Below are 18,333 nucleotides of genomic sequence, written 5' to 3'. Positions count from 1 at the left end.
ATTATGCCGCCGTATGACATATTGGTTGTGGACGACTCGGTATTCATGCGCAAGATCATTACCGACCTGATCTCCGAGGATCCGGCGTTCCGTGTCGTAGGAAGTGCCAAGAACGGCAGGGAAGGCGTAGAGATGGTCAAGAAGCTTAAGCCGCATGCCGTCACACTCGATATAGAGATGCCGGAGATGAACGGGCTGGAGGCGCTCAAGATCATCATGAAGGACCATCCTGTTCCCGTGATCATGCTGAGTTCCCTGACCCAGGAAGGGGCTGCGGAGACCATACGGGCACTGGAATGGGGGGCTTTCGACTTCGTCGGGAAGCCTTCGGGTTCTATTTCCCTGGATCTGCACAAAGTGAAGAAGCTGCTTCTCGAGAAGCTGCATACGGCTGTCAAAGCCAGGGTGAGGCCGGTAACCGGCGTGTCCTGGACTACGCGGACCGCCCCAGCGGCATCGCCTGCTCCGGTCAAGCCGGCCGCCGCGGCGCCGTCTTCGCGGATGGAGACTCCGGCAGCTAAGCCGCCCGAGCGCACCCGAACCGGCGCGGCGGGGGTGCAGGGCTTCGATCACCTGGTAGCGATCGGCACCTCGACCGGCGGGCCGCGTGCCCTGCATCAGGTGCTCTCGGATATGCCGGACAACTATCCGGCTCCGGTACTGATTGTACAGCATATGCCGCCGAACTTTACCAAGTCGCTGGCTCAGCGGCTGGACTCGATCTCGAAGCTGTCGGTCGTGGAGGCCGAGAACGGGATGGTGATTGAACGGGGGACCGCTTACGTGGCTCCGGGCGGTTATCATATGACCGTAGCCCGCAACGGTACCCAGTCCTACCGCATCCATCTCTCCAAAGACGAGCCCCGCGGAGGCCACCGCCCTTCGGTCGACACGATGTTCGAGTCACTTCTGCCGCTCAAAGAGCTCAAGCGCCATATCGTGATCATGACCGGGATGGGAGCCGACGGCGCCAAAGGAATGCAGGCGCTGAAGCAGGCCGGGGCGGTTACGACGATCGCTGAGTCGGAAGAGACCTGTGTGGTCTATGGCATGCCGCGCGCGGCCGTGGAGCTCGGATGCGCCATGCATGTAGTGCCCCAACAGCAGATTGCGGGCATGTTGATCCAATCCGTGGGACGCTGATCCCGCGGATGGATTACATAAATACCTATTCTTCTTGGAGGTGTGGTTATGGAAATGAATCAATATCTCTCGATGTTTATCGATGAGTCAAGGGATCATCTTCAGGCGATGAACGAGCATCTGCTCAGCTTGGAGGCTAGCCCTGAAGATATCAGTATCGTGCAGCACATTTTCCGTTCGGCCCATACGCTGAAAGGCATGTCGGCGACGATGGGGTTCGAGGATTTGGCTTCGCTTACCCATGAGATGGAGAATGTGCTGGATCTTGTACGCAACAACAAGCTGAAGATGGATTCCTTCATTTTTGACTGCATCTTCAAGAGTCTGGATTCCCTGGAATCCATGGTTGAGGATGTCATTCAGGGAGGAACGGGCAAAGCGGACGTCACGGATATTGTCGTGGCTCTAAAGTCCATCGTGTCCGGGGATTACAAGAAAGGCGGGGCGGCCGCGGAAGCCACGGCAGCGAAGCCTGCCGAAGCCGGAGGAGGCGGGCAAGCCGCCAAGGGCAGCGAGCTGGATGAATTCCAGTTCAGTATCCTCAACCAATCGATTGAAAGCGGCATGCCGGCTTACCGGATGGAAGTTTCCGTCCGCCAGGACTGCGTCCTGAAAGCGGCCCGTGCCTACATGGTTTTCAATGTGCTCGAAGAGAACGGAGAAGTGATCAAGTCCACGCCTTCCGTGGAAGACATCGAGCAGGAACGCTTTGAGAACTCGTTTACCGTGTACTATGTTTCTCAGCTGGACGAGGAGCTGCTGCATAAGCAGGTGGCGGGCGTATCCGAGATCGACAAAGTGGACCTGATCTCTCTCGATAAGAGCACGCTGGCCGGATTTATGAAACCGGCGGAAGCGGAAGTGCCGGAGACGCCGGCCGCAGCTTCTGCCGCCGAGGAAGCGCCGAAAGCCGCCGCAGCCCCGCCGGCAGAAGCGAAAAAACCGGCCGGAGCACCGGTGGCGAACCGGACCATCCGCGTTGATATCGAGCGTCTCGATATGCTGATGAACCTGTTCAGCGAGCTGCTCATCGACCGGGTAAGGCTGGAGCAGCTTGCCAGTGAAATCCACAAGAACGAACTGACCGAGACGGTCGAGCATATGGCGCGTGTCTCCACAGACCTTCAGAACATCGTGCTGAAGCTGCGGATGGTTCCCGTCGATACCGTATTCAACCGGTTCCCGCGGATGATCCGTGACGTAGCCAAGACCCTTGACAAGAAGGTCGACCTCATTATTACCGGTGCCGAAACGGAGCTGGACCGTACCGTAGTCGACGAGATCGGCGACCCGCTGGTGCACCTGCTCCGCAACGCAGTGGACCACGGCATAGAGCCGTACGCCGAGCGCGTGGCGCTGGGCAAGCCCGAGACCGGAACGATCAACCTGCGCGCGTACCACAGCGGCAACCATGTCTTCATCGAGATTGAGGACGACGGCCGGGGGATTAACCGCGAGAAGGTGCTGTCCAAGGCGATCCAGAACGGTGTCGTGACGCAGGAGCAGTCCGCGCGTCTCTCCGACGAGGAAGTGTACCAGCTTCTGTTTGCACCGGGGTTCTCTACAGCGGACAAGATCTCGGATATTTCCGGCCGCGGCGTAGGGCTCGATGTGGTGAAGACCAAGATCGAAAGCCTCGGCGGGCACGTCCATGTCGATGCCAAGCTGGGCAAAGGCTCCAAATGGTCGGTCCAGCTGCCGCTGACGCTTTCCATTATCTCCGCGATGCTCATCCGGATTCATGGCGAGAAGTACGCGATTCCGCTGACTTCCATCGTCGAGACGATGGCGATCCGCAGAGATCAGCTGCGCAGCGTGCACGGCAACCCGATGGTCGAATACCGCACGAGCGTCATCCCGCTGATTCCGCTGGCCGAACTGTTCGATGTGCCGGGCGGCAGCGATCTGTCAGATGATGAAATCCAGATGGTGGTCATCCGCAAGGGCGAGAAGCTCGCGGCGCTTGCGGTTAACGAATTCATCGGACAGCAGGAGATCGTCCTGAAGACGCTCGGCAAGTATCTGACGAATCTGTTTGCGGTATCCGGCGCTACGATTTTAGGTGACGGACAAGTAGCATTAATCATAGACACTAATGCGCTTTTCAAATAAAGTAATACTTGCGGAGTGCATGAGAGCTCAACCTTAAGGAGGCCGAAAGCATGAGTCAGGAATTGAAAGTCATCGTATTCGCACTGGCGGATGAAGAGTACGGAGTGGAAGTGGAGAAGGTCAGAACCATCGAGCGCATGCAGCCGCTGACTCGCGTACCCAAGACTCCGGGTTTTGTCAAAGGCGTCATCAACCTGCGGGGCGTAGTTACACCGGTTATCGATCTTCGCGGCCGGTTCGGCTTTCCCGAAACGCAGTATACGGACAACTCCCGTATCATCATCGTCGGTGTGGAAGACCTGGAAGTCGGCATGATCGTTGACTCGGCGAACGACGTCATCGACGTCGATCCGGAGCTTATCGATGATCCGCCGGAGATTGTGGGCGGCATCAAAGCCAAGTATCTGCAGGGCATCGCCAAGGTCGGCGAGCACCGCCTGCTGATTCTCCTCAATCTGAAGGAAGTGCTGAGCAAAAATGAGATCGTCCAATTGGATAATATAGAGGAGTAGATGGAACTTGGAAGCCTTCAAATCGTTCGCCGACTTTCAGATGGATGTGCTGAGGGAAGTCGGTAATATCGGAGCCGGACATGCGGCGACGGCCTTGTCCAAGCTGATGGACAAACCGGTCGATATGCTGGTGCCCAAGGTCCGGATGGTCCCTTTCGAGGAAGTGGCCGACAGTGTCGGGGGAGCGGAGGCGATCGTGATCGCCATCTTCCTCCGGGTGGAAGGAGAGACGCCGGGCAACCTGTTCTTCATTCTGACGCTGGAATCGGCGAAGAAGCTCCTGAAGAGTCTGGCCGGCATCGAAGTGGTGAGCGACGAAGGATATACCGAGATGGAAATGTCTGCGCTAAACGAGATCGGCAACATCATGGCAGGGTCGTACCTATCTTCACTGGCCGATTTCACGAAGCTGAACATGCAGCCCACGGTGCCGTCGCTTGCCATTGACATGGCGGGCGCGATTCTGGGTTACGGCCTTCTCCAGTTTGGGGAGATGGGGGACCAGGCACTGCTTATCGATACGAAGTTCCTGGATGGAAAAGAAGAAGTGGAAGGCCATTTCTTCCTGATCCCCGATCCGGAATCGTTCCCCAAAATCTTCAGAGCACTGGGCGTGGGGGCCCCATGATCCAGGACAACCTCATTAAAGTGGGGATGGCTGACCTGAATGTGGCACACCTGACAGGAGTGCTCAAAACAACGGGTCTCGGATCCTGCGTCGGCCTGACACTCTTTGACAGCACGGCGAAGGTGGCCGGTATGGCTCATGTGATGCTGCCCTCCTCCGACATTGCTAGGGAAGGCACGCTCAACATTGCCAAATATGCGGACACGGCGCTGCCGGAGATGATCCGCCAGATGGAAAAGCTGGGTGCACAGGTAAGGCGCATGGAAGCCAAAATGGCCGGAGGGGCACAGATGTTCTCGTTCGGTACGCAGTCCGAAACGATGAGGATCGGCCCGCGCAACGTGGAATCCTGCAAGGCGATATTGAACCAGTACCGCATTCCCCTGAAGGCCGAAGACACCGGAGGCAACTTCGGAAGGACCATCGAATTCAACTGTGAAACCGGCCTGCTTAGCATTCGCAGCGTACAACACGGAGTGAAGGAACTGTAGATATGATCGGATCATTGCGCTGGAACTTATATACCGGAGTAGCGGCCTTTATTATCACCTTTGTGCTCTCCATTCCCAATAACATATGGTTGACCACCTTCGTGCGCAGCTGTTACAGTTTTATCATTCTGTTTCTGCTCGTCTTCGCCTGCCGGTGGCTGCTTGGTACGTTCGCAGGACTGAACGGCCTGCCGGCAGCCCAGCCTTCCGTGATGGCAGACGCTGCTCCTGAAGAACCCTCGAAGGGACAGGCTTTCGATGCCATGACGCCTGACGAGGATCAGGAACTGCACCAGATGCTGAAGGGAACCATGAACGCCTCCGCCCCGCCGGAGCAGGGATTCGCTCCTTTGAAGCCGCCGAAGCTCTCGACGAAAGTACAGCCGACACCGGAAGAGTTAGCCCAAGCGGTACGCCAAATGTCTGAAGAATAGGATGGTGACAACCAATCATGATCACTCAAAAATCCCATCTGGCCAACATTGAGATTTGGAAACAGTGGAGAGAACAGAAGATCCCTGCGGCGAAGCAGACACTGATCGAATCGTACCTTCCGCTTGTCGATTATGTCTCGAGCCGGCTGTCCATCGGACTGCCCAAGAATGTCGCGAAGGAAGATCTCGCAAGCTTTGGCGTCATGGGTCTGATCGATGCTATCGAGAAGTTTGACTATGAGCGCGGTCTGCAGTTCGAGACGTATGCTTCCTGGCGCATCCGCGGTGCCATTATCGACGGTCTTCGTCAGGGGGACTGGGTGCCCCGCTCGATCCGTGAGAAGGCCAAGAAGGTGGAGGACGCCTACCAGAAGCTTGAGCAGAAGTACATGCGTTCGGTAACCGACTCCGAAATGAGCGAATATCTCAACGTCAGCGAGTCGGAGTTCCAGCAGATGGTGCAGGATATCGCGGTCACGGCGGTTTGTTCGATCGACGATCCGATCCGGGAAGAGGATTCCGAGACGCGCCTGTCGCTGCTCGTGGACGAGAAGGCGAAGAATCCGGAGTCGAAGGTCAATGAGCTCCACTTGAAGGAAACGCTGGCGAAAGCCATCGAGAAGCTGACGGAGAAAGAACGCATTGTCGTGTCGCTCTTCTACTTTGAAGAACTGTCTTTGAGCGAAATTGCCGAAGTCATGAGTCTGTCCCCATCCAGAATTTCGCAGCTGCACTCGAAGGCAATCTTGAGGCTCAGAGGAGCACTTGGACGTCACAAGGATCAATTGTTCCAGGATTAACAGGCGGAGATAAGCAGGATGGGAAGCGGGGAATGATGATGAACGATCAGACGATGCCTCTGACTTATTATATGGATATAACCGTGTCCGACGACAAACTGACGGCTTATGTGCAGTTCTCTAATGCGGACGAGTCGTTCTCAGTAACGAATGAACAGTTTGCGGAGCTTCTTGAGGCCAGCCATATCGTCCATGGCATTGACCAGGGGAAGATCGCCGAGATTGTGAAGCATCCGCAGAGCTTCTTTTTATCCAAAACGGTGATTGCGACGGGCGACGCCCCGAAGAACGGCGAAGACGGCAGCATCCGGATGCAGTTCGATCTGGATGACCGTTCGAAGCGTCCGCTGGAGCTTGAGGACGGAACGGTGGACTACAAGGAAGTGACGGCCATTCACAATGTCCGTCGCGGCCAGTTGATTGCAGAACGTCTTCCTGCGGTTAAGAGTATAGAGGGACGCGCCGTCACCGGGGAGCCTCTGTTCGGCAAAGACGGCAAGGAAGCGCGGTTCAAGGTAGGCAAGAATGTCGTCATTGACCCGGACCAGCTTGCCATGTACGCGGCGATCGACGGGATGGTCTCGAAGACCGACCGGGACAAGATCAATGTGTTTCCCGTCTATGAAGTCAACGGAGACATCGACTATAACATCGGGAATATCGATTTCGTGGGAACCGTTGTCATCCGGGGCAACGTACTGCCGGGCTTTCGGATCCGTGCGGCCGGCGATATCCGGATCACGGGCAGCGTCGAAGCCGCTGACCTTGAGGCGGACGGCTCGATCGAGATCAACGCCGGTATTCTCGGACACAACAAAGGCCTGATTCGTGCGGGGGCGCGTGTCAAAAGCTCGTTCGTTCAGGATGCGACGATCGAAGCCGGAGAAGAGGTGCTCATTACCCAGAGCATCATGCACTCCCAGGTCCGTGCAGGACGCCAGGTCGTCTGTATGGGCTCCAAGGGCCTTATCGTCGGCGGGATGATTCAGGCCGGCGAACGCGTGGCGGCCCGGACGATCGGCAACTCGATGTCGACGCCCACGAGCCTTGAAGTCGGCGTGCTTCCGGAGCTCCGCAACGAGCTTCAGCAGCTGCGTTCGCTGCTCAAGGTGTACACGGAGAACCTCGATAAGACGGACAAAGCCCTGTCGCTTCTGGACCAGCTGGCCGCTGCCGGACAGCTCAGCCCCGACAAGATGAGTATGCGCATCAAGCTGAACCACACGAAGAAGCAGGGCGTCGACGACCTTCAATCTTGTAAGCGACGGATCATGGAGATCGAAAAATCGCTCGAGGATTCGGAGCGTGCCCGCGTAGAGGCGCTGTCTTTTGCGTACAGCGGAACCAAGATTGTGATCGGCCGATATACCAAATTCGTCAAGGATACGGCGCAGCGGGTACGGTTTATGCTTCAGGACGGCGATATCGCCATGATCCCAATTGTTTAAGGGGCCGGCGCCGTCCGGAGCACCTCCATCAGCTAGGAGAGGATTAGGTTGAGCATCAAGCCGGTCGAGCTTCATATGGCCTTACATAAGAATGACGAGGTTGGCGTCAAACAGCAGGAGCTCTCCCGCAAGCCGGTGACGGATCAGGAAATGCTAGGCGGCCAGTCGGAAAAGCGGACCCTCAAGGAAAGACAAATCACCGCCGCGGCCGAAAAGGCTCATGGAAGCGGGATTCACGGTGAACTGCCGAAGGAGCGCGGCGCGGCAGCTATTCCTAGACGCAAGCGCACCGCTGAGGCGAAGGCGCAGGAGCCAGTCGAGCACCGCAGGGGAGATCACCCGTTTAAAGGTCATCATATTGACCTATCCTTATAAGAAGCGTTGTCCGAGATATGAGACCGCTGTCAGCGCAGCGCATTCCGCGTGAAATTAGGTGATAGGTAATGAATCAACCATGGATGTATATCGTGCTCCTCGGTTTGGTGCTGGTGGTGTACGCCAAAATTATACCGAAATCCCCGGGCGGCGAAGCGCGGGAGGGCGGCGGCATGGTCACCGAGATGGAAGAGGCGATGGATCATTTTGCCGCCGAGCTCGATGAGCAGAACCAGGCCCTCATCGCGATGTTCGCCGAGACCAAGAAGGAGAACGAACTGCACTACGTCCGGCTGGTCTCCCGGGTCGAGGCGCTTGAGAAGCAGAATGCCTCGCTCCAGCAGGAGCTCAGCAGGCTCTCCTTCGTCCAGGAGCAGCACAAGGGGCAGGGGCCCGTCATGATCGCGGCTTCGCAGGCACCGAGTCCCGCGCCGCAAGTGCATACCGCCGCTTCGCACGCGCCGGCGGAGACGCAGCCTTCCGGGGCGGAGCTTCTTCTGCAGCAGGATCCGTCCGCGGCACTCCATCCGCTGGAGCTGCAGGCGCTTCAGCCGGACGAAGAGGAGCCCGTGCCGGTTCCCGGGCCGAAGAACATCAGGGAGCGGTACGAAGAACTCTTCCGCATGTATGAACAGGGCAAATCCACCGATGCCATCGCCAAGAAACTGGGACTGAACAAAGGGGAGATCCATCTGATCCTGCAGCTCGCCAAACAGGAGGAGAAGACCCATGCTTAAGAACAAGTCCCTGCTGTACGGGCTCGGGATCGGACTTATGGCGGGAGCGCTGCTGCTCGAGCTGATGAATACGGTGGCCAACCCGCAAACGAGCATGCCGGCAGCCGATCCGCTCGACAAGGCGCAGGTCAAGGAGCTCGCCCTTCAGTACTTCAAAGTGTATGAGAAGGAAGAAGCGGTGTACGACCAGACCCAGCTGGACCAAACGGTCCAGCAGAAGGTGGAGGAAGAGCGGCAGAAGCTGGCGGCCGCCCAGCCCGCTCCGGCTCCGGCGCCCGCGCCTGCCGATGCGTTGAAAGAGATTTATATTTATGTCGCTCCCGGCATTGTCGTATCGCAGGTAGGCGATATGCTCGTGACCAGCGGAGTGATCGCAGACAAGAACGCGTTTCTTACGGAGATGAACAACAGGGGACTCAACGAGAAGGTGAAGATCGGGGTATTGGCGTTCAAAGGACCGCAGACCCTGGAACAGGTCCTCGCTGCAGTCACCGGCCAATAAGAGCGGACTTCCGGCTTCGGAAGGCCGTTCTTTTTTTTGTTTCGTAGGCCCGCCGTTCTATTTCCCCCGGGAGTTGCATACGCTGGGCTCTTGTGTTATAGTAGTTCTCGGTGTTAAAAATCCACACGCATGATTAATTCCGATGAGGGTGCTTCCACAGCGGGAGTTTCATTGTGAAGATGAGATCAGCGGAGGAATTCACACAAAAACCAAACTTAGAGGAGGTGTGTGAGGATGGCAGTTATCTCCATGAAACAGCTTCTTGAAGCTGGGGTACACTTCGGTCACCAGACCCGTCGCTGGAACCCAAAGATGGACAGATACATCTTCACTGAAAGAAACGGCATTTACATTATTGACCTGCAAAAGACGGTTAAAAAGGTTGAGGAAGCTTATAACTTCGTCAAATCCGTAGCCGGTGAGAACGGGACAATCCTGTTCGTAGGTACGAAAAAGCAAGCTCAAGATTCCGTAAAGGAAGAAGCTGAGCGCTGCGGCATGTACTACATCAACCAACGTTGGCTCGGCGGTACGCTGACCAACTTCCAAACGATCCAAAAGCGGATCGACCGTCTGCACACGCTCGAGAAGTGGGAGCAGGACGGCACGTTCGAAGTGCTGCCTAAGAAAGAAGTTATCATTCTCCGCAAAGAGAAAGATCGCCTCGAGAAGTTCCTTGGCGGTATCTCCCATATGAAAGGTCTGCCGAGCGCGCTGTTCGTCATCGACCCGCGCAAAGAGCGTATCGCTGTTGCGGAAGCTCGCAAGCTTGGTATCCCAATCGTAGGTATCGTTGACACGAACTGCGATCCGGACGAGATCGACTACGTCATTCCGGGCAACGACGACGCGATCCGTGCAGTGAAGCTGCTCACAGCTAAAATTGCCGACGCTGTTATCGAAGCACACCAAGGCGAACAGACGACAGCTTAACATGTCATGAATAAGAAGAGGGTGGTTTAAAGGTGCAAAATCCTTTCACCGCCCTTTTTTTGGGAGTACATATACTTTTTAAGAGGAGGCCACATCATGGCGGTAAATGCAGCATCAGTTAAAGAATTGCGCGAGAAAACAGGAGCAGGCATGCTCGATTGCAAAAAAGCACTGGAAGAAGCAGGCGGCGATCTTACGAAAGCTTCCGAAATTCTTCGCGAGAAAGGTCTCGCTGCGGCAGCAAACAAAGCGGGCCGTATTGCTACCGAGGGTGTTGTTGAATCCTACATCCACGGCGGCGGCCGCGTAGGCGTTCTCGTCGAAGTCAACTGCGAAACGGACTTCGTTGCGAAGACCGACCAGTTCCGCGCTTTCGTACGTGACATCGCTATGCAGATCGCAGCAGCGAATCCGACTTATGTTCGCCGCGAAGAAGTGCCTCAGGAAGCGCTGGACAAAGAGCGTGAAATCCTGAAAGCTCAAGCCCTCAACGAAGGCAAGCCGGCTCACATCGTGGACAAGATGGTTGAAGGCCGCATGAGCAAGTACTACGAAGAGTTCTGTCTGATGGAACAGTCTTTCATCAAAGACCCGGACAAAACGATCTCCGCTCTGCTCAACGAGAAGATCTCCACGATCGGCGAGAACATCTCGATCCGCCGCTTCGCCCGTTTCGAACTCGGCGAAGGCCTCGAGAAGAAGCAAGAGAACTTCGCTGAGGAAGTTATGTCCCAAGTGAAGCTGTAAGAGCTATAGCAGGAAGAAAAGACGGAACACGCAATTGGTGTTCCTTCTTTTCTAACTATAGAATATAGAAGCAAGTGTTAGAGATGCGGGTAGGAGACCGAAACGGAGGTTATGGAGCTTGGAACATCCCACTTATAAAAGAGTCGTATTGAAATTAAGCGGCGAAGCGCTCGCTGGACAGCAGGGGTACGGCATTGATTCGGAAGTGATCACTTCCATCGCGCAGCAGGTGAAAGAGGTAGTGGACCTGAAGGTGGAGGTCGCCATCGTCGTAGGCGGCGGCAACATCTGGCGCGGAATTGCCGGAAGCTCGAAAGGGATTGACCGCGCAACTGCGGATTATATGGGGATGCTGGCTACCGTAATGAACTCGCTGGCTTTACAGGATGCCCTTGAAACGATCGGGGTTCCGACCCGGGTGCAGTCGTCGATCACGATGCAGCAGGTTGCGGAGCCATACATACGCAGACGGGCCATCCGTCACTTGGAGAAAGGCCGGGTCGTTATTTTTGCCGCAGGCACAGGCAATCCGTTCTTCTCGACCGATACGACCGCCGCGCTGCGTGCGGCTGAGATCGAAGCGGAAGTCATCCTCATGGCGAAGAATAAAGTCGACGGCGTCTACAGTGCCGATCCGTTCAAAGACAGCACCGCCATCAAGTATGAGACGCTTACCTACCTCGAAGTCCTCAACAAGAACCTCGGCGTTATGGATTCAACCGCATCCTCTTTGTGCATGGACAACAATATCCCGCTGATCGTATTCTCCATCACCGAAAGCGGCAATATTAAGCGTGTGGTGCAGGGTGAGAAGATCGGTACGATTGTAAGGAGTGTATAAGCAATGCCTCAGTCGATCAAGAAGAATGCCGAAGATCGTATGGAAAAGGCGATTGGCGCCTTGAAGAAGGAGCTCGCTTCCCTTCGTGCGGGACGGGCGACTCCGGCGCTGCTCGACCGGATTCAAGTCGAATACTACGGTGCCATGACGCCGGTCAACCAGCTCGCCAACATCAACACGCCCGATTCCCGGACGCTGATGATCCAGCCTTGGGATAAGGGCTCGGTGGCTGCGATTGAGAAGGCGATCATGAAGTCGGACCTTGGGCTGACGCCATCGAATGACGGAAGCTCGATCCGGATCGTCATCCCGGCCCTGACGGAAGAACGCCGTGCGGAGCTGGTGAAGATGACGAAGAAGGCCGGCGAGGAAGCCAAAGTGGCGATCCGCAACATCCGCCGCGATGCCAACGACGACATCAAGAAGCTCGAGAAGAACGGCATCTCGGAAGATGAGTCCCGTGGACACCAAGAAGAGATCCAGAAGATGACCGATAAGCACATTGCCGAAGTGGATAAGGTTCTGGCCGCGAAGGAAAAGGAAATTATGGAAGTATAATTGGTGAAGACCCCCTATTTGTTAGGGGGCTTTAGTCTTTCCTGATGGGGGAACATAGGAATGATACCATTCAAGAAATGGTTTGGGAGCAATACGGAGGGCGAAGAAGCTGCCCGCAGTTTGGCTGCAGACAACATTCCAAACCATGTGGCCGTCATTATGGACGGCAACGGACGGTGGGCCCAAAAGCGCGGACTGCCGCGGGTAGCGGGGCACCATTCCGGTATGAAAAACGTAAAGAAAATCACGATGGCGGCGAGCAGCATCGGGGTTAACGTGCTGACTCTGTACGCCTTCTCCACAGAGAACTGGAAGCGGCCCAAAGAAGAAGTGGATTACCTCATGAAGCTGCCTCTGGAGTTTTTTCCCAAAGAAATCGACGAGCTGGTCGCCAATAATGTCCGGATCCGGATGACCGGATGGCAGGAAGGGCTCCCGGAGTACACGCTCAAAGCCGTACAGGATGCCATTGACCGGACGGCAGGCAATACCGGCCTAATTTTAAATTTTGCACTGAATTACGGGAGCCGCAAGGAAATGCTCCGGGGGATCCAGCAGATCGCGCAGGATGCCTTGGACGGAAAGCTGAAGCCGGAGGAGATCGACGAGGCGAGGTTCGGAAAGTATCTGCTGACCGATCCGCTGCCGGAGCCCGATCTGCTCATCCGCACCAGCGGGGAACTGAGAATCAGCAACTTCATGCTGTGGCAGCTCGCTTATTCGGAGCTGTGGTTCACCGATCTGTGCTGGCCTGAGTTTACGGAGGAGCGCTTCTATGAGGCGGTCCAGGAATATCAACGCCGCGCAAGAAGATACGGCGGCTTGTAGCCCGCGGTCCGTTAAGACAGCTCATGGGGCCGCGATGCTGCAAAGACAATGGAGGAATGGTCCTTGAAGCAGCGGATAGTCACGGGTATAGCGGCGGGACTCGGATTTTTGCTTCTCCTGTATCTGGGGGGTTCCTGGTATACGGGACTGATCCTGATTCTCGCCCTGATCGGGTATGACGAATTTTTAAGAATGAATGGCCTTAAGCAGGGCAGGGTGCTGCCGTTCATCGGATATCTTGGTGTCTTTGCGCTGATTGTCCCCTGGGGGCATACCGGGATTTCGCTGACGCATCTGATATGGATCGCCATGTTTATCTTTATGGCGGCTACGGTGATATCCAAAAACCGGATCACGATCGATCACGTGGCGATGGCCTTTGTCGGTATGGTCTACGTGGGCATCGGCTTTCATTATATGGTGCAGACACGCAATGGACCGGAAGACGGTCTGTTCTGGACACTGCTCGTCTTTTTGTGCATCTGGTCTACGGATTCCGGAGCGTATTTTATCGGGTCCCAAGTAGGCAAAACCCCGCTCTGGCCGACCATCTCTCCGAAGAAGTCGGTTGAAGGCGCCCTCGGGGGCGTGGTAGTGTCCATTATCGTGGCTTTGATCTTCGCCTGGTACCGGCCGGATCTGCTCTCCTTCCCCAAGGCCGCCTGGATCGGTCTCGTGATCGCGGTCGTGGGGCAGATGGGGGATTTGATTCAGTCCGCCTACAAACGCGTCAAGGGCATCAAGGATACGGGAAACCTGCTCCCGGGTCACGGCGGGGTACTGGACCGGACGGATTCGTGGCTGATCGTATTCCCGTTCCTGCAGCTCCTCTCTCTTATTCCGCACATGTAGGGCGAGAGCCCATATCAAGTTCTAAGCATACAGCAGAGGTGAACCCCTTTTGAAGAAAATCAGTATTCTGGGCTCCACCGGTTCCATCGGTACCCAGACGCTCGACGTGGTATCGCATTACCCCGACCTCTATTCCGTGGAGGGGCTGGCCGGCGGACACAACCTTCCGCTGCTGCTCCAGCAGATCGAACGGTTTAAGCCGCGGATCGTCTCGGTCGCCACTCCGGAGCTGGCTCAAGAGCTTGCACGGCAGATCCCGGCCGGCGTACAGGTGTTTTCCGGGCCCGAGGGGCTGACCGAGGTGGCGGCCGGAACGGACGCAGAGCTCGTGGTTACAGCCGTTGTGGGCAGCCAGGGACTGCGTCCCACCTTGGCGGCCATCGAAGCCGGCAAGCACATTGGCCTCGCCAACAAAGAGACGCTGGTAAGCGGCGGTCATCTCGTTACGGAGGCGGCACGCCGCAGGGGCGTCAGCCTGCTGCCAATCGACAGCGAGCATTCGGCGATATTCCAGTGTCTGAACGGTGAATCGGCGGATGACATACATAAGATCACACTGACGGCGTCCGGCGGCTCGTTCCGCGACCGCACCCGGGAGCAGCTGGTGGGGGTTACGGTGCAGGACGCGCTGAACCATCCCAACTGGTCGATGGGGGCGAAGGTGACGATCGACTCCGCCACGATGGTGAATAAGGGGCTGGAGGTCATGGAGGCCCACTGGCTGTTCGGGCTCTCCTATGACCGGATCGACGTCCTGATCCACCCGGAGAGCATCATTCACTCCTTCGTGGAATTCGAGGATTACAGCATTATCGCCCAGCTGGGTATGCCGGATATGCGGGTCCCGATCCAGTACGCGCTGACGTATCCGCGCCGAATGAAGACGCCTTCGGAGCGGCTGCGCCTGTCCGATATCGGCAGGCTGAATTTCCGCGAGATGGACTTCGAACGGTTCCCCTGTCTGCGGATGGCTTATGACAGCGGACGTGCAGGCGGCTCGATGCCGACGGTCTTCAACGCGGCCAACGAGGTGGCGGTGGAGCGCTTCCTGCAGGGGGAGATTGCTTTTTTGGATATCGAACGGATCATCGAAGACGCCATGAGCCGGCACGAGACCATCGCAGCTCCGGAACTGGATGCTATTACAGAGATCGACCGGTGGGCCAGGGAAACGGCCCGTGCAGCAGTCAAACGATAAACAGGTTGCAGAGGAAGACATTTTTTGGCTGCGGTGAACATATATGTTCGTAGGCAGACATGCATGGGTAGGGAAAAAAGGCGGGGCCCGGGCTGCATACGGCTTCGGAGCAGGCGGTTTGGCTGCTGAACGGAGCGAGGCCTGAAATAGACTGGGCCTCCAATGCTGACGCGGGGGCGTTTGCTTGTATTCCCTTCGGCAATAATGTTAATCTTATGATAAAACAGCCCATGAGCTTTCATTACGAACATAGGTGTTTAAGGAGGCCGCATACGCATTGGCTACGCTGCAGAACGTTTTCCAAATTGTGCTTTTGTTTTTTGTTCTTGTGACGATTCATGAATGGGGACATTTTTACTTCGCCCAGCGGGCGGGCATTCTGGTCAGGGAGTTTGCGATCGGCTTCGGCCCCAAACTGATCTCCTTTAAGAGAAAGGAAACAAGGTATACGCTTCGTCTGCTCCCGATCGGGGGATTCGTCCGGATGGCCGGTGAAGATCCCGAGCTTGTGCAGATAACGCCTGGGCAGCGGATTGCGGTGGACGTCAACGCCAATCAAGTGACCCACCTCTATGTGAGCGACCTGGAGCACCGCTCCGGCGCAATCGAGGGAGTTGTGGAAGAGATCGATCTGGAGCGGAAGCTCTTCGTGCGGCTTGATGTGGATGGGGCAGTGGAACGGTTTGCCGTACACCCTCAGGCCATTCTTGTTAACAAAGAGGCCGAAACACAGATCGCTCCTTGGGACCGCCAATTCGGAAGCAAGACGGTAGGCCAGCGTGCGCTGTCCATCTTTGCCGGTCCGCTGATGAACTTCATTCTTGCCTTCGTGCTCTTCGTAGCGGTTGTCTTTATGATCGGTGTGCCCACAGGCCGGGTGATGATCCAGGACGCGGTGGCCGGCTCTGCCGCCGAGAAAGCGGGTCTGCAGTCCGGTGACGTGGTCATCTCTGTCAACGGAGAAGACCTGGGCTCGAACCGGGAGCGCATCCGGGAGCTCGTGCAGAATTCGGCGAACAAGCCGATGGACTGGGTGATCGAGCGCGGCGGGGTGCAGCTGCATAAGCAGGTGACTCCGACGTTGGATAAAGACGGCGTACTCCGGGTAGGTGTGACGAACACGCTGGAGACGCGTCCGACCCGCTTTGTGGAAGGAATTGTAGAGGGCGGCAAAAATCTGCTCTCCGCCTCGACCCTCATTCTGGACGGCTTCGGGAAGCTGGCCACACTGCAGGTCAAAATGGATGATTTGGGCGGTCCGGTCCGCATTGTGGAATTTACGAGCGAGCAGGCCAGCGCCGGCATTCCGCAGTATGTCTCATGGACGGCCATTATGAGCCTCTATCTTGGACTGTTCAATCTCCTGCCGATTCCGGCGCTCGACGGAAGCCGTCTGGTCTTCCTCGGTCTTGAAGCGCTGCGCGGCAAGCCGATTGACCCAAGCCGTGAGAGCATGGTGCATTTTGTCGGCTTCGCGATGCTGATGCTGTTGATGATTGCCGTAACTTATAATGATATTTTGCGGCTGATAAATGGATAAGAACTGGTTGCTGTAGGGGGAAACGGTAATGGCTAAGGATAAGCAGGACAAACAGTTCGTGAAGGAGATCACGCCGCAGGGCGAGGATTTCTCACGCTGGTATATTGATGTGATCAAGAAAGCGGACCTGATGAGCTACTCTCCGGTCCGCGGTTGTATCGTATTTAAGCCGGACGGCTATGAGATTTGGGAGAACATCCAGAAGGAGCTCGACCGCCGCTTCAAGGAAACGGGACACCGCAACGCTTACTTCCCGATGTTCATCCCTGAGAGCTTCTTCCAGAAGGAAAAGGAGCACGTGGAGGGCTTCAACCCCGAACTGCCCTGGGTAACCGAGGCGGGTGGAGAAAAGCTTGAGGAGCGTCTGGCGATCCGTCCGACTTCCGAGACGATGATCGGGCACATGTACTCCGAATGGATCAACTCGTACCGCGACCTGCCGGTGCTCATCAACCAATGGGCGAACGTCGTCCGCTGGGAGAAGCGGACCCAGCCGTTCCTGCGGACAAGTGAATTCCTGTGGCAGGAAGGCCATACGGCGCATGAGGACGAAGCGGACGCGCGTAAAGAAACGATGCAGATGCTTGAGATCTACCGTGATTTCGCGGAGAACTACCTGGCGATTCCAGTGATTATGGGACAGAAGACGCCGTCGGAGAAATTCGCCGGTGCCGTCGATACGTATTCCATTGAAGCGATGATGAAGGATGGCAAAGCCGTGCAGGCCGGGACCTCGCATTATCTCGGCACGAACTTTGCCGTTGCGTTCGACATCAAGTATCTTGACCGCGAGAACACGCATCAGTTCTGCCACACGACCTCCTGGGGCGTCAGCACCCGCCTGATCGGTGCGCTGATCATGGTCCACGGGGACGACCGCGGGCTAGCCCTGCCTCCGAAGATCGCTCCGACGCAGGTCGTCATGATCCCGATCGGGCCTCCGAAGACCCGTGAAGCAGTCGTTGGCCGCGTGGATGAACTGTACAGCCAGTTGAAGGCTGCCGGCGTCCGTGCCAAAGTGGACGACAATCCGGATCAAAGCCCAGGCTGGAAGTTCAACGAGTACGAGATGCGCGGTGTACCGATCCGCGTTGAGCTCGGTCCCCGGGATATGGAGAACGGGCAGGTCGTCCTCGTCTCCCGGATTACCGGGGAGAAGCGGATCGTCCAGCAGGACCAATTCGTGGAAGAAGTCCAAAAGCTGTTGACGGAAACCCATCAGGAAATGTATGATCGAGCCAAGCGGTTCCGCGACGAGAACATGACCGAAGCGGATACGGTTGACGAACTGAAGACCTTCCTTGATGGCAAGCGCGGCTTTGCCCTCTCGGGCTGGTGCGGTTCCGCAGCCTGCGAAGCTCAGGTGAAGGAAGAGACCGGCGCAACGAGCCGGAATATTCCGTTTGAGGCTCCGGCGAAGCCGAAGTGCCTCGTGTGCGGCGAGCCTTCCAAGCACACCGTCGTTTTCGGACGCGCTTATTGATTTGCAAGTCTTCTAACTTAGATTTTCTTGAACGTGAATCTGCCATGTCGGGCACTACCGGAGCAAGCAGGCATGCAGGCGGCTGCGTATCATAACGGGCTGTAGTCATCCGGCTGAAATAGATACATGTTCTTACTACAACAACACACACGCAGTGTAATTAGGCGTTTT

20 protein-coding genes are annotated in these 18,333 nt (G+C 56.5%); all 20 read left to right on the top strand.

Going from position 1 to position 18,333, the window contains the following annotated elements:
• Positions 1–3: 3 nt before the first annotated feature.
• Positions 4–1,143, top strand: a complete 1,140-nt coding sequence (locus ACP26L_RS24075) for a protein-glutamate methylesterase/protein-glutamine glutaminase (RefSeq protein WP_426447064.1) — start codon at positions 4–6, stop codon at positions 1,141–1,143.
• A gap of 48 nt (positions 1,144–1,191) precedes the next feature.
• Entirely contained in the window at positions 1,192–3,255 is a 2,064-nt protein-coding gene (locus ACP26L_RS24070; RefSeq protein WP_426447062.1) for a chemotaxis protein CheW, read from the top strand.
• 50 nt (positions 3,256–3,305) lie between these two features.
• Positions 3,306–3,767 carry a chemotaxis protein CheW gene (locus ACP26L_RS24065; RefSeq protein ID WP_013919471.1) on the top strand — a complete coding sequence of 154 codons (462 nt, stop codon included), beginning with the start codon at positions 3,306–3,308 and terminating at the stop codon, positions 3,765–3,767.
• A gap of 7 nt (positions 3,768–3,774) precedes the next feature.
• Positions 3,775–4,395, top strand: coding sequence for a chemotaxis protein CheC (locus ACP26L_RS24060; RefSeq protein WP_426447060.1), 621 nt, complete (start codon positions 3,775–3,777; stop codon positions 4,393–4,395).
• On the top strand, positions 4,392–4,886 hold the full coding sequence (locus tag ACP26L_RS24055) for a chemotaxis protein CheD (RefSeq protein ID WP_013919469.1): 495 nt from the start codon (positions 4,392–4,394) through the stop codon (positions 4,884–4,886). Before ACP26L_RS24060 ends, ACP26L_RS24055 begins: the two co-directional genes overlap by 4 nt.
• A gap of 2 nt (positions 4,887–4,888) precedes the next feature.
• On the top strand, positions 4,889–5,320 hold the full coding sequence (locus tag ACP26L_RS24050; protein ID WP_426447058.1) for a hypothetical protein: 432 nt from the start codon (positions 4,889–4,891) through the stop codon (positions 5,318–5,320).
• A 17-nt stretch (positions 5,321–5,337) separates the two neighbouring features.
• Entirely contained in the window at positions 5,338–6,120 is a 783-nt protein-coding gene (locus ACP26L_RS24045; protein WP_426447057.1) for a FliA/WhiG family RNA polymerase sigma factor, read from the top strand.
• Between the two features lie 38 nt (positions 6,121–6,158).
• Positions 6,159–7,568, top strand: coding sequence for a DUF342 domain-containing protein (locus ACP26L_RS24040; RefSeq protein WP_426455070.1), 1,410 nt, complete (start codon positions 6,159–6,161; stop codon positions 7,566–7,568).
• A gap of 48 nt (positions 7,569–7,616) precedes the next feature.
• Complete coding sequence (locus tag ACP26L_RS24035; protein WP_426447055.1) at positions 7,617–7,943, top strand: hypothetical protein; 327 nt, start codon at positions 7,617–7,619, stop codon at positions 7,941–7,943.
• Between the two features lie 68 nt (positions 7,944–8,011).
• Positions 8,012–8,680: a hypothetical protein gene (locus ACP26L_RS24030; RefSeq protein WP_426447053.1), complete on the top strand. Its 669-nt coding sequence runs from the start codon at positions 8,012–8,014 to the stop codon at positions 8,678–8,680.
• Positions 8,673–9,182, top strand: a complete 510-nt coding sequence (locus tag ACP26L_RS24025) for a hypothetical protein (RefSeq protein WP_426447051.1) — start codon at positions 8,673–8,675, stop codon at positions 9,180–9,182. The genes ACP26L_RS24030 and ACP26L_RS24025 overlap by 8 nt, the downstream gene beginning before the upstream one ends.
• A gap of 234 nt (positions 9,183–9,416) precedes the next feature.
• Positions 9,417–10,115 (top strand): 30S ribosomal protein S2, encoded by a 699-nt coding sequence (rpsB, locus tag ACP26L_RS24020; RefSeq protein ID WP_426447049.1) that lies wholly within the window; start codon positions 9,417–9,419, stop codon positions 10,113–10,115.
• Positions 10,116–10,211: 96 nt separating this feature from the next.
• Positions 10,212–10,862, top strand: a complete 651-nt coding sequence (tsf, locus tag ACP26L_RS24015) for a translation elongation factor Ts (RefSeq protein ID WP_426447047.1) — start codon at positions 10,212–10,214, stop codon at positions 10,860–10,862.
• Positions 10,863–10,980: 118 nt separating this feature from the next.
• On the top strand, positions 10,981–11,703 hold the full coding sequence (gene pyrH, locus ACP26L_RS24010; protein WP_426447045.1) for a UMP kinase: 723 nt from the start codon (positions 10,981–10,983) through the stop codon (positions 11,701–11,703).
• 3 nt (positions 11,704–11,706) lie between these two features.
• The gene (gene frr / locus ACP26L_RS24005; RefSeq protein ID WP_426447043.1) at positions 11,707–12,261 is read left to right on the top strand and encodes a ribosome recycling factor; all 555 of its coding nucleotides are present in this window, start codon (positions 11,707–11,709) and stop codon (positions 12,259–12,261) included.
• Between the two features lie 60 nt (positions 12,262–12,321).
• The gene (locus ACP26L_RS24000) at positions 12,322–13,089 is read left to right on the top strand and encodes an isoprenyl transferase (RefSeq protein WP_426447042.1); all 768 of its coding nucleotides are present in this window, start codon (positions 12,322–12,324) and stop codon (positions 13,087–13,089) included.
• Positions 13,090–13,152: 63 nt separating this feature from the next.
• Entirely contained in the window at positions 13,153–13,941 is a 789-nt protein-coding gene (locus tag ACP26L_RS23995) for a phosphatidate cytidylyltransferase (protein ID WP_426447040.1), read from the top strand.
• A 49-nt stretch (positions 13,942–13,990) separates the two neighbouring features.
• Positions 13,991–15,139: a 1-deoxy-D-xylulose-5-phosphate reductoisomerase gene (locus tag ACP26L_RS23990; protein WP_426447038.1), complete on the top strand. Its 1,149-nt coding sequence runs from the start codon at positions 13,991–13,993 to the stop codon at positions 15,137–15,139.
• A 277-nt stretch (positions 15,140–15,416) separates the two neighbouring features.
• Complete coding sequence (rseP, locus tag ACP26L_RS23985; RefSeq protein ID WP_426447036.1) at positions 15,417–16,679, top strand: RIP metalloprotease RseP; 1,263 nt, start codon at positions 15,417–15,419, stop codon at positions 16,677–16,679.
• 28 nt (positions 16,680–16,707) lie between these two features.
• Positions 16,708–18,162: a proline--tRNA ligase gene (proS, locus tag ACP26L_RS23980; RefSeq protein WP_426447034.1), complete on the top strand. Its 1,455-nt coding sequence runs from the start codon at positions 16,708–16,710 to the stop codon at positions 18,160–18,162.
• Positions 18,163–18,333: the final 171 nt, after the last annotated feature.

This window comes from Paenibacillus sp. S-38 (genome assembly GCF_049942825.1).
Classification (GTDB): Bacteria; Bacillota; Bacilli; order Paenibacillales; family NBRC-103111; genus Paenibacillus_G.
Note: the sequence above shows the minus strand (reverse complement) of the source record. Positions and strands in the feature narration are given on the sequence as shown.

What these genes read in the sequence shown, in the direction of transcription:
- ACP26L_RS24075 (WP_426447064.1), top strand. Translation starts at nt 4, where the DNA reads ATGCCGCCGTATGACATATTGGTTGTGGACGACTCGGTATTCATGCGC.
- ACP26L_RS24070 (WP_426447062.1), top strand. Translation starts at nt 1,192, where the DNA reads ATGGAAATGAATCAATATCTCTCGATGTTTATCGATGAGTCAAGGGAT.
- ACP26L_RS24065 (WP_013919471.1), top strand. Translation starts at nt 3,306, where the DNA reads ATGAGTCAGGAATTGAAAGTCATCGTATTCGCACTGGCGGATGAAGAG.
- ACP26L_RS24055 (WP_013919469.1), top strand. Translation starts at nt 4,392, where the DNA reads ATGATCCAGGACAACCTCATTAAAGTGGGGATGGCTGACCTGAATGTG.
- ACP26L_RS24050 (WP_426447058.1), top strand. Translation starts at nt 4,889, where the DNA reads ATGATCGGATCATTGCGCTGGAACTTATATACCGGAGTAGCGGCCTTT.
- ACP26L_RS24045 (WP_426447057.1), top strand. Translation starts at nt 5,338, where the DNA reads ATGATCACTCAAAAATCCCATCTGGCCAACATTGAGATTTGGAAACAG.
- ACP26L_RS24040 (WP_426455070.1), top strand. Translation starts at nt 6,159, where the DNA reads ATGAACGATCAGACGATGCCTCTGACTTATTATATGGATATAACCGTG.
- ACP26L_RS24030 (WP_426447053.1), top strand. Translation starts at nt 8,012, where the DNA reads ATGAATCAACCATGGATGTATATCGTGCTCCTCGGTTTGGTGCTGGTG.
- ACP26L_RS24025 (WP_426447051.1), top strand. Translation starts at nt 8,673, where the DNA reads ATGCTTAAGAACAAGTCCCTGCTGTACGGGCTCGGGATCGGACTTATG.
- rpsB (WP_426447049.1), top strand. Translation starts at nt 9,417, where the DNA reads ATGGCAGTTATCTCCATGAAACAGCTTCTTGAAGCTGGGGTACACTTC.
- tsf (WP_426447047.1), top strand. Translation starts at nt 10,212, where the DNA reads ATGGCGGTAAATGCAGCATCAGTTAAAGAATTGCGCGAGAAAACAGGA.
- frr (WP_426447043.1), top strand. Translation starts at nt 11,707, where the DNA reads ATGCCTCAGTCGATCAAGAAGAATGCCGAAGATCGTATGGAAAAGGCG.
- ACP26L_RS24000 (WP_426447042.1), top strand. Translation starts at nt 12,322, where the DNA reads ATGATACCATTCAAGAAATGGTTTGGGAGCAATACGGAGGGCGAAGAA.
- proS (WP_426447034.1), top strand. Translation starts at nt 16,708, where the DNA reads ATGGCTAAGGATAAGCAGGACAAACAGTTCGTGAAGGAGATCACGCCG.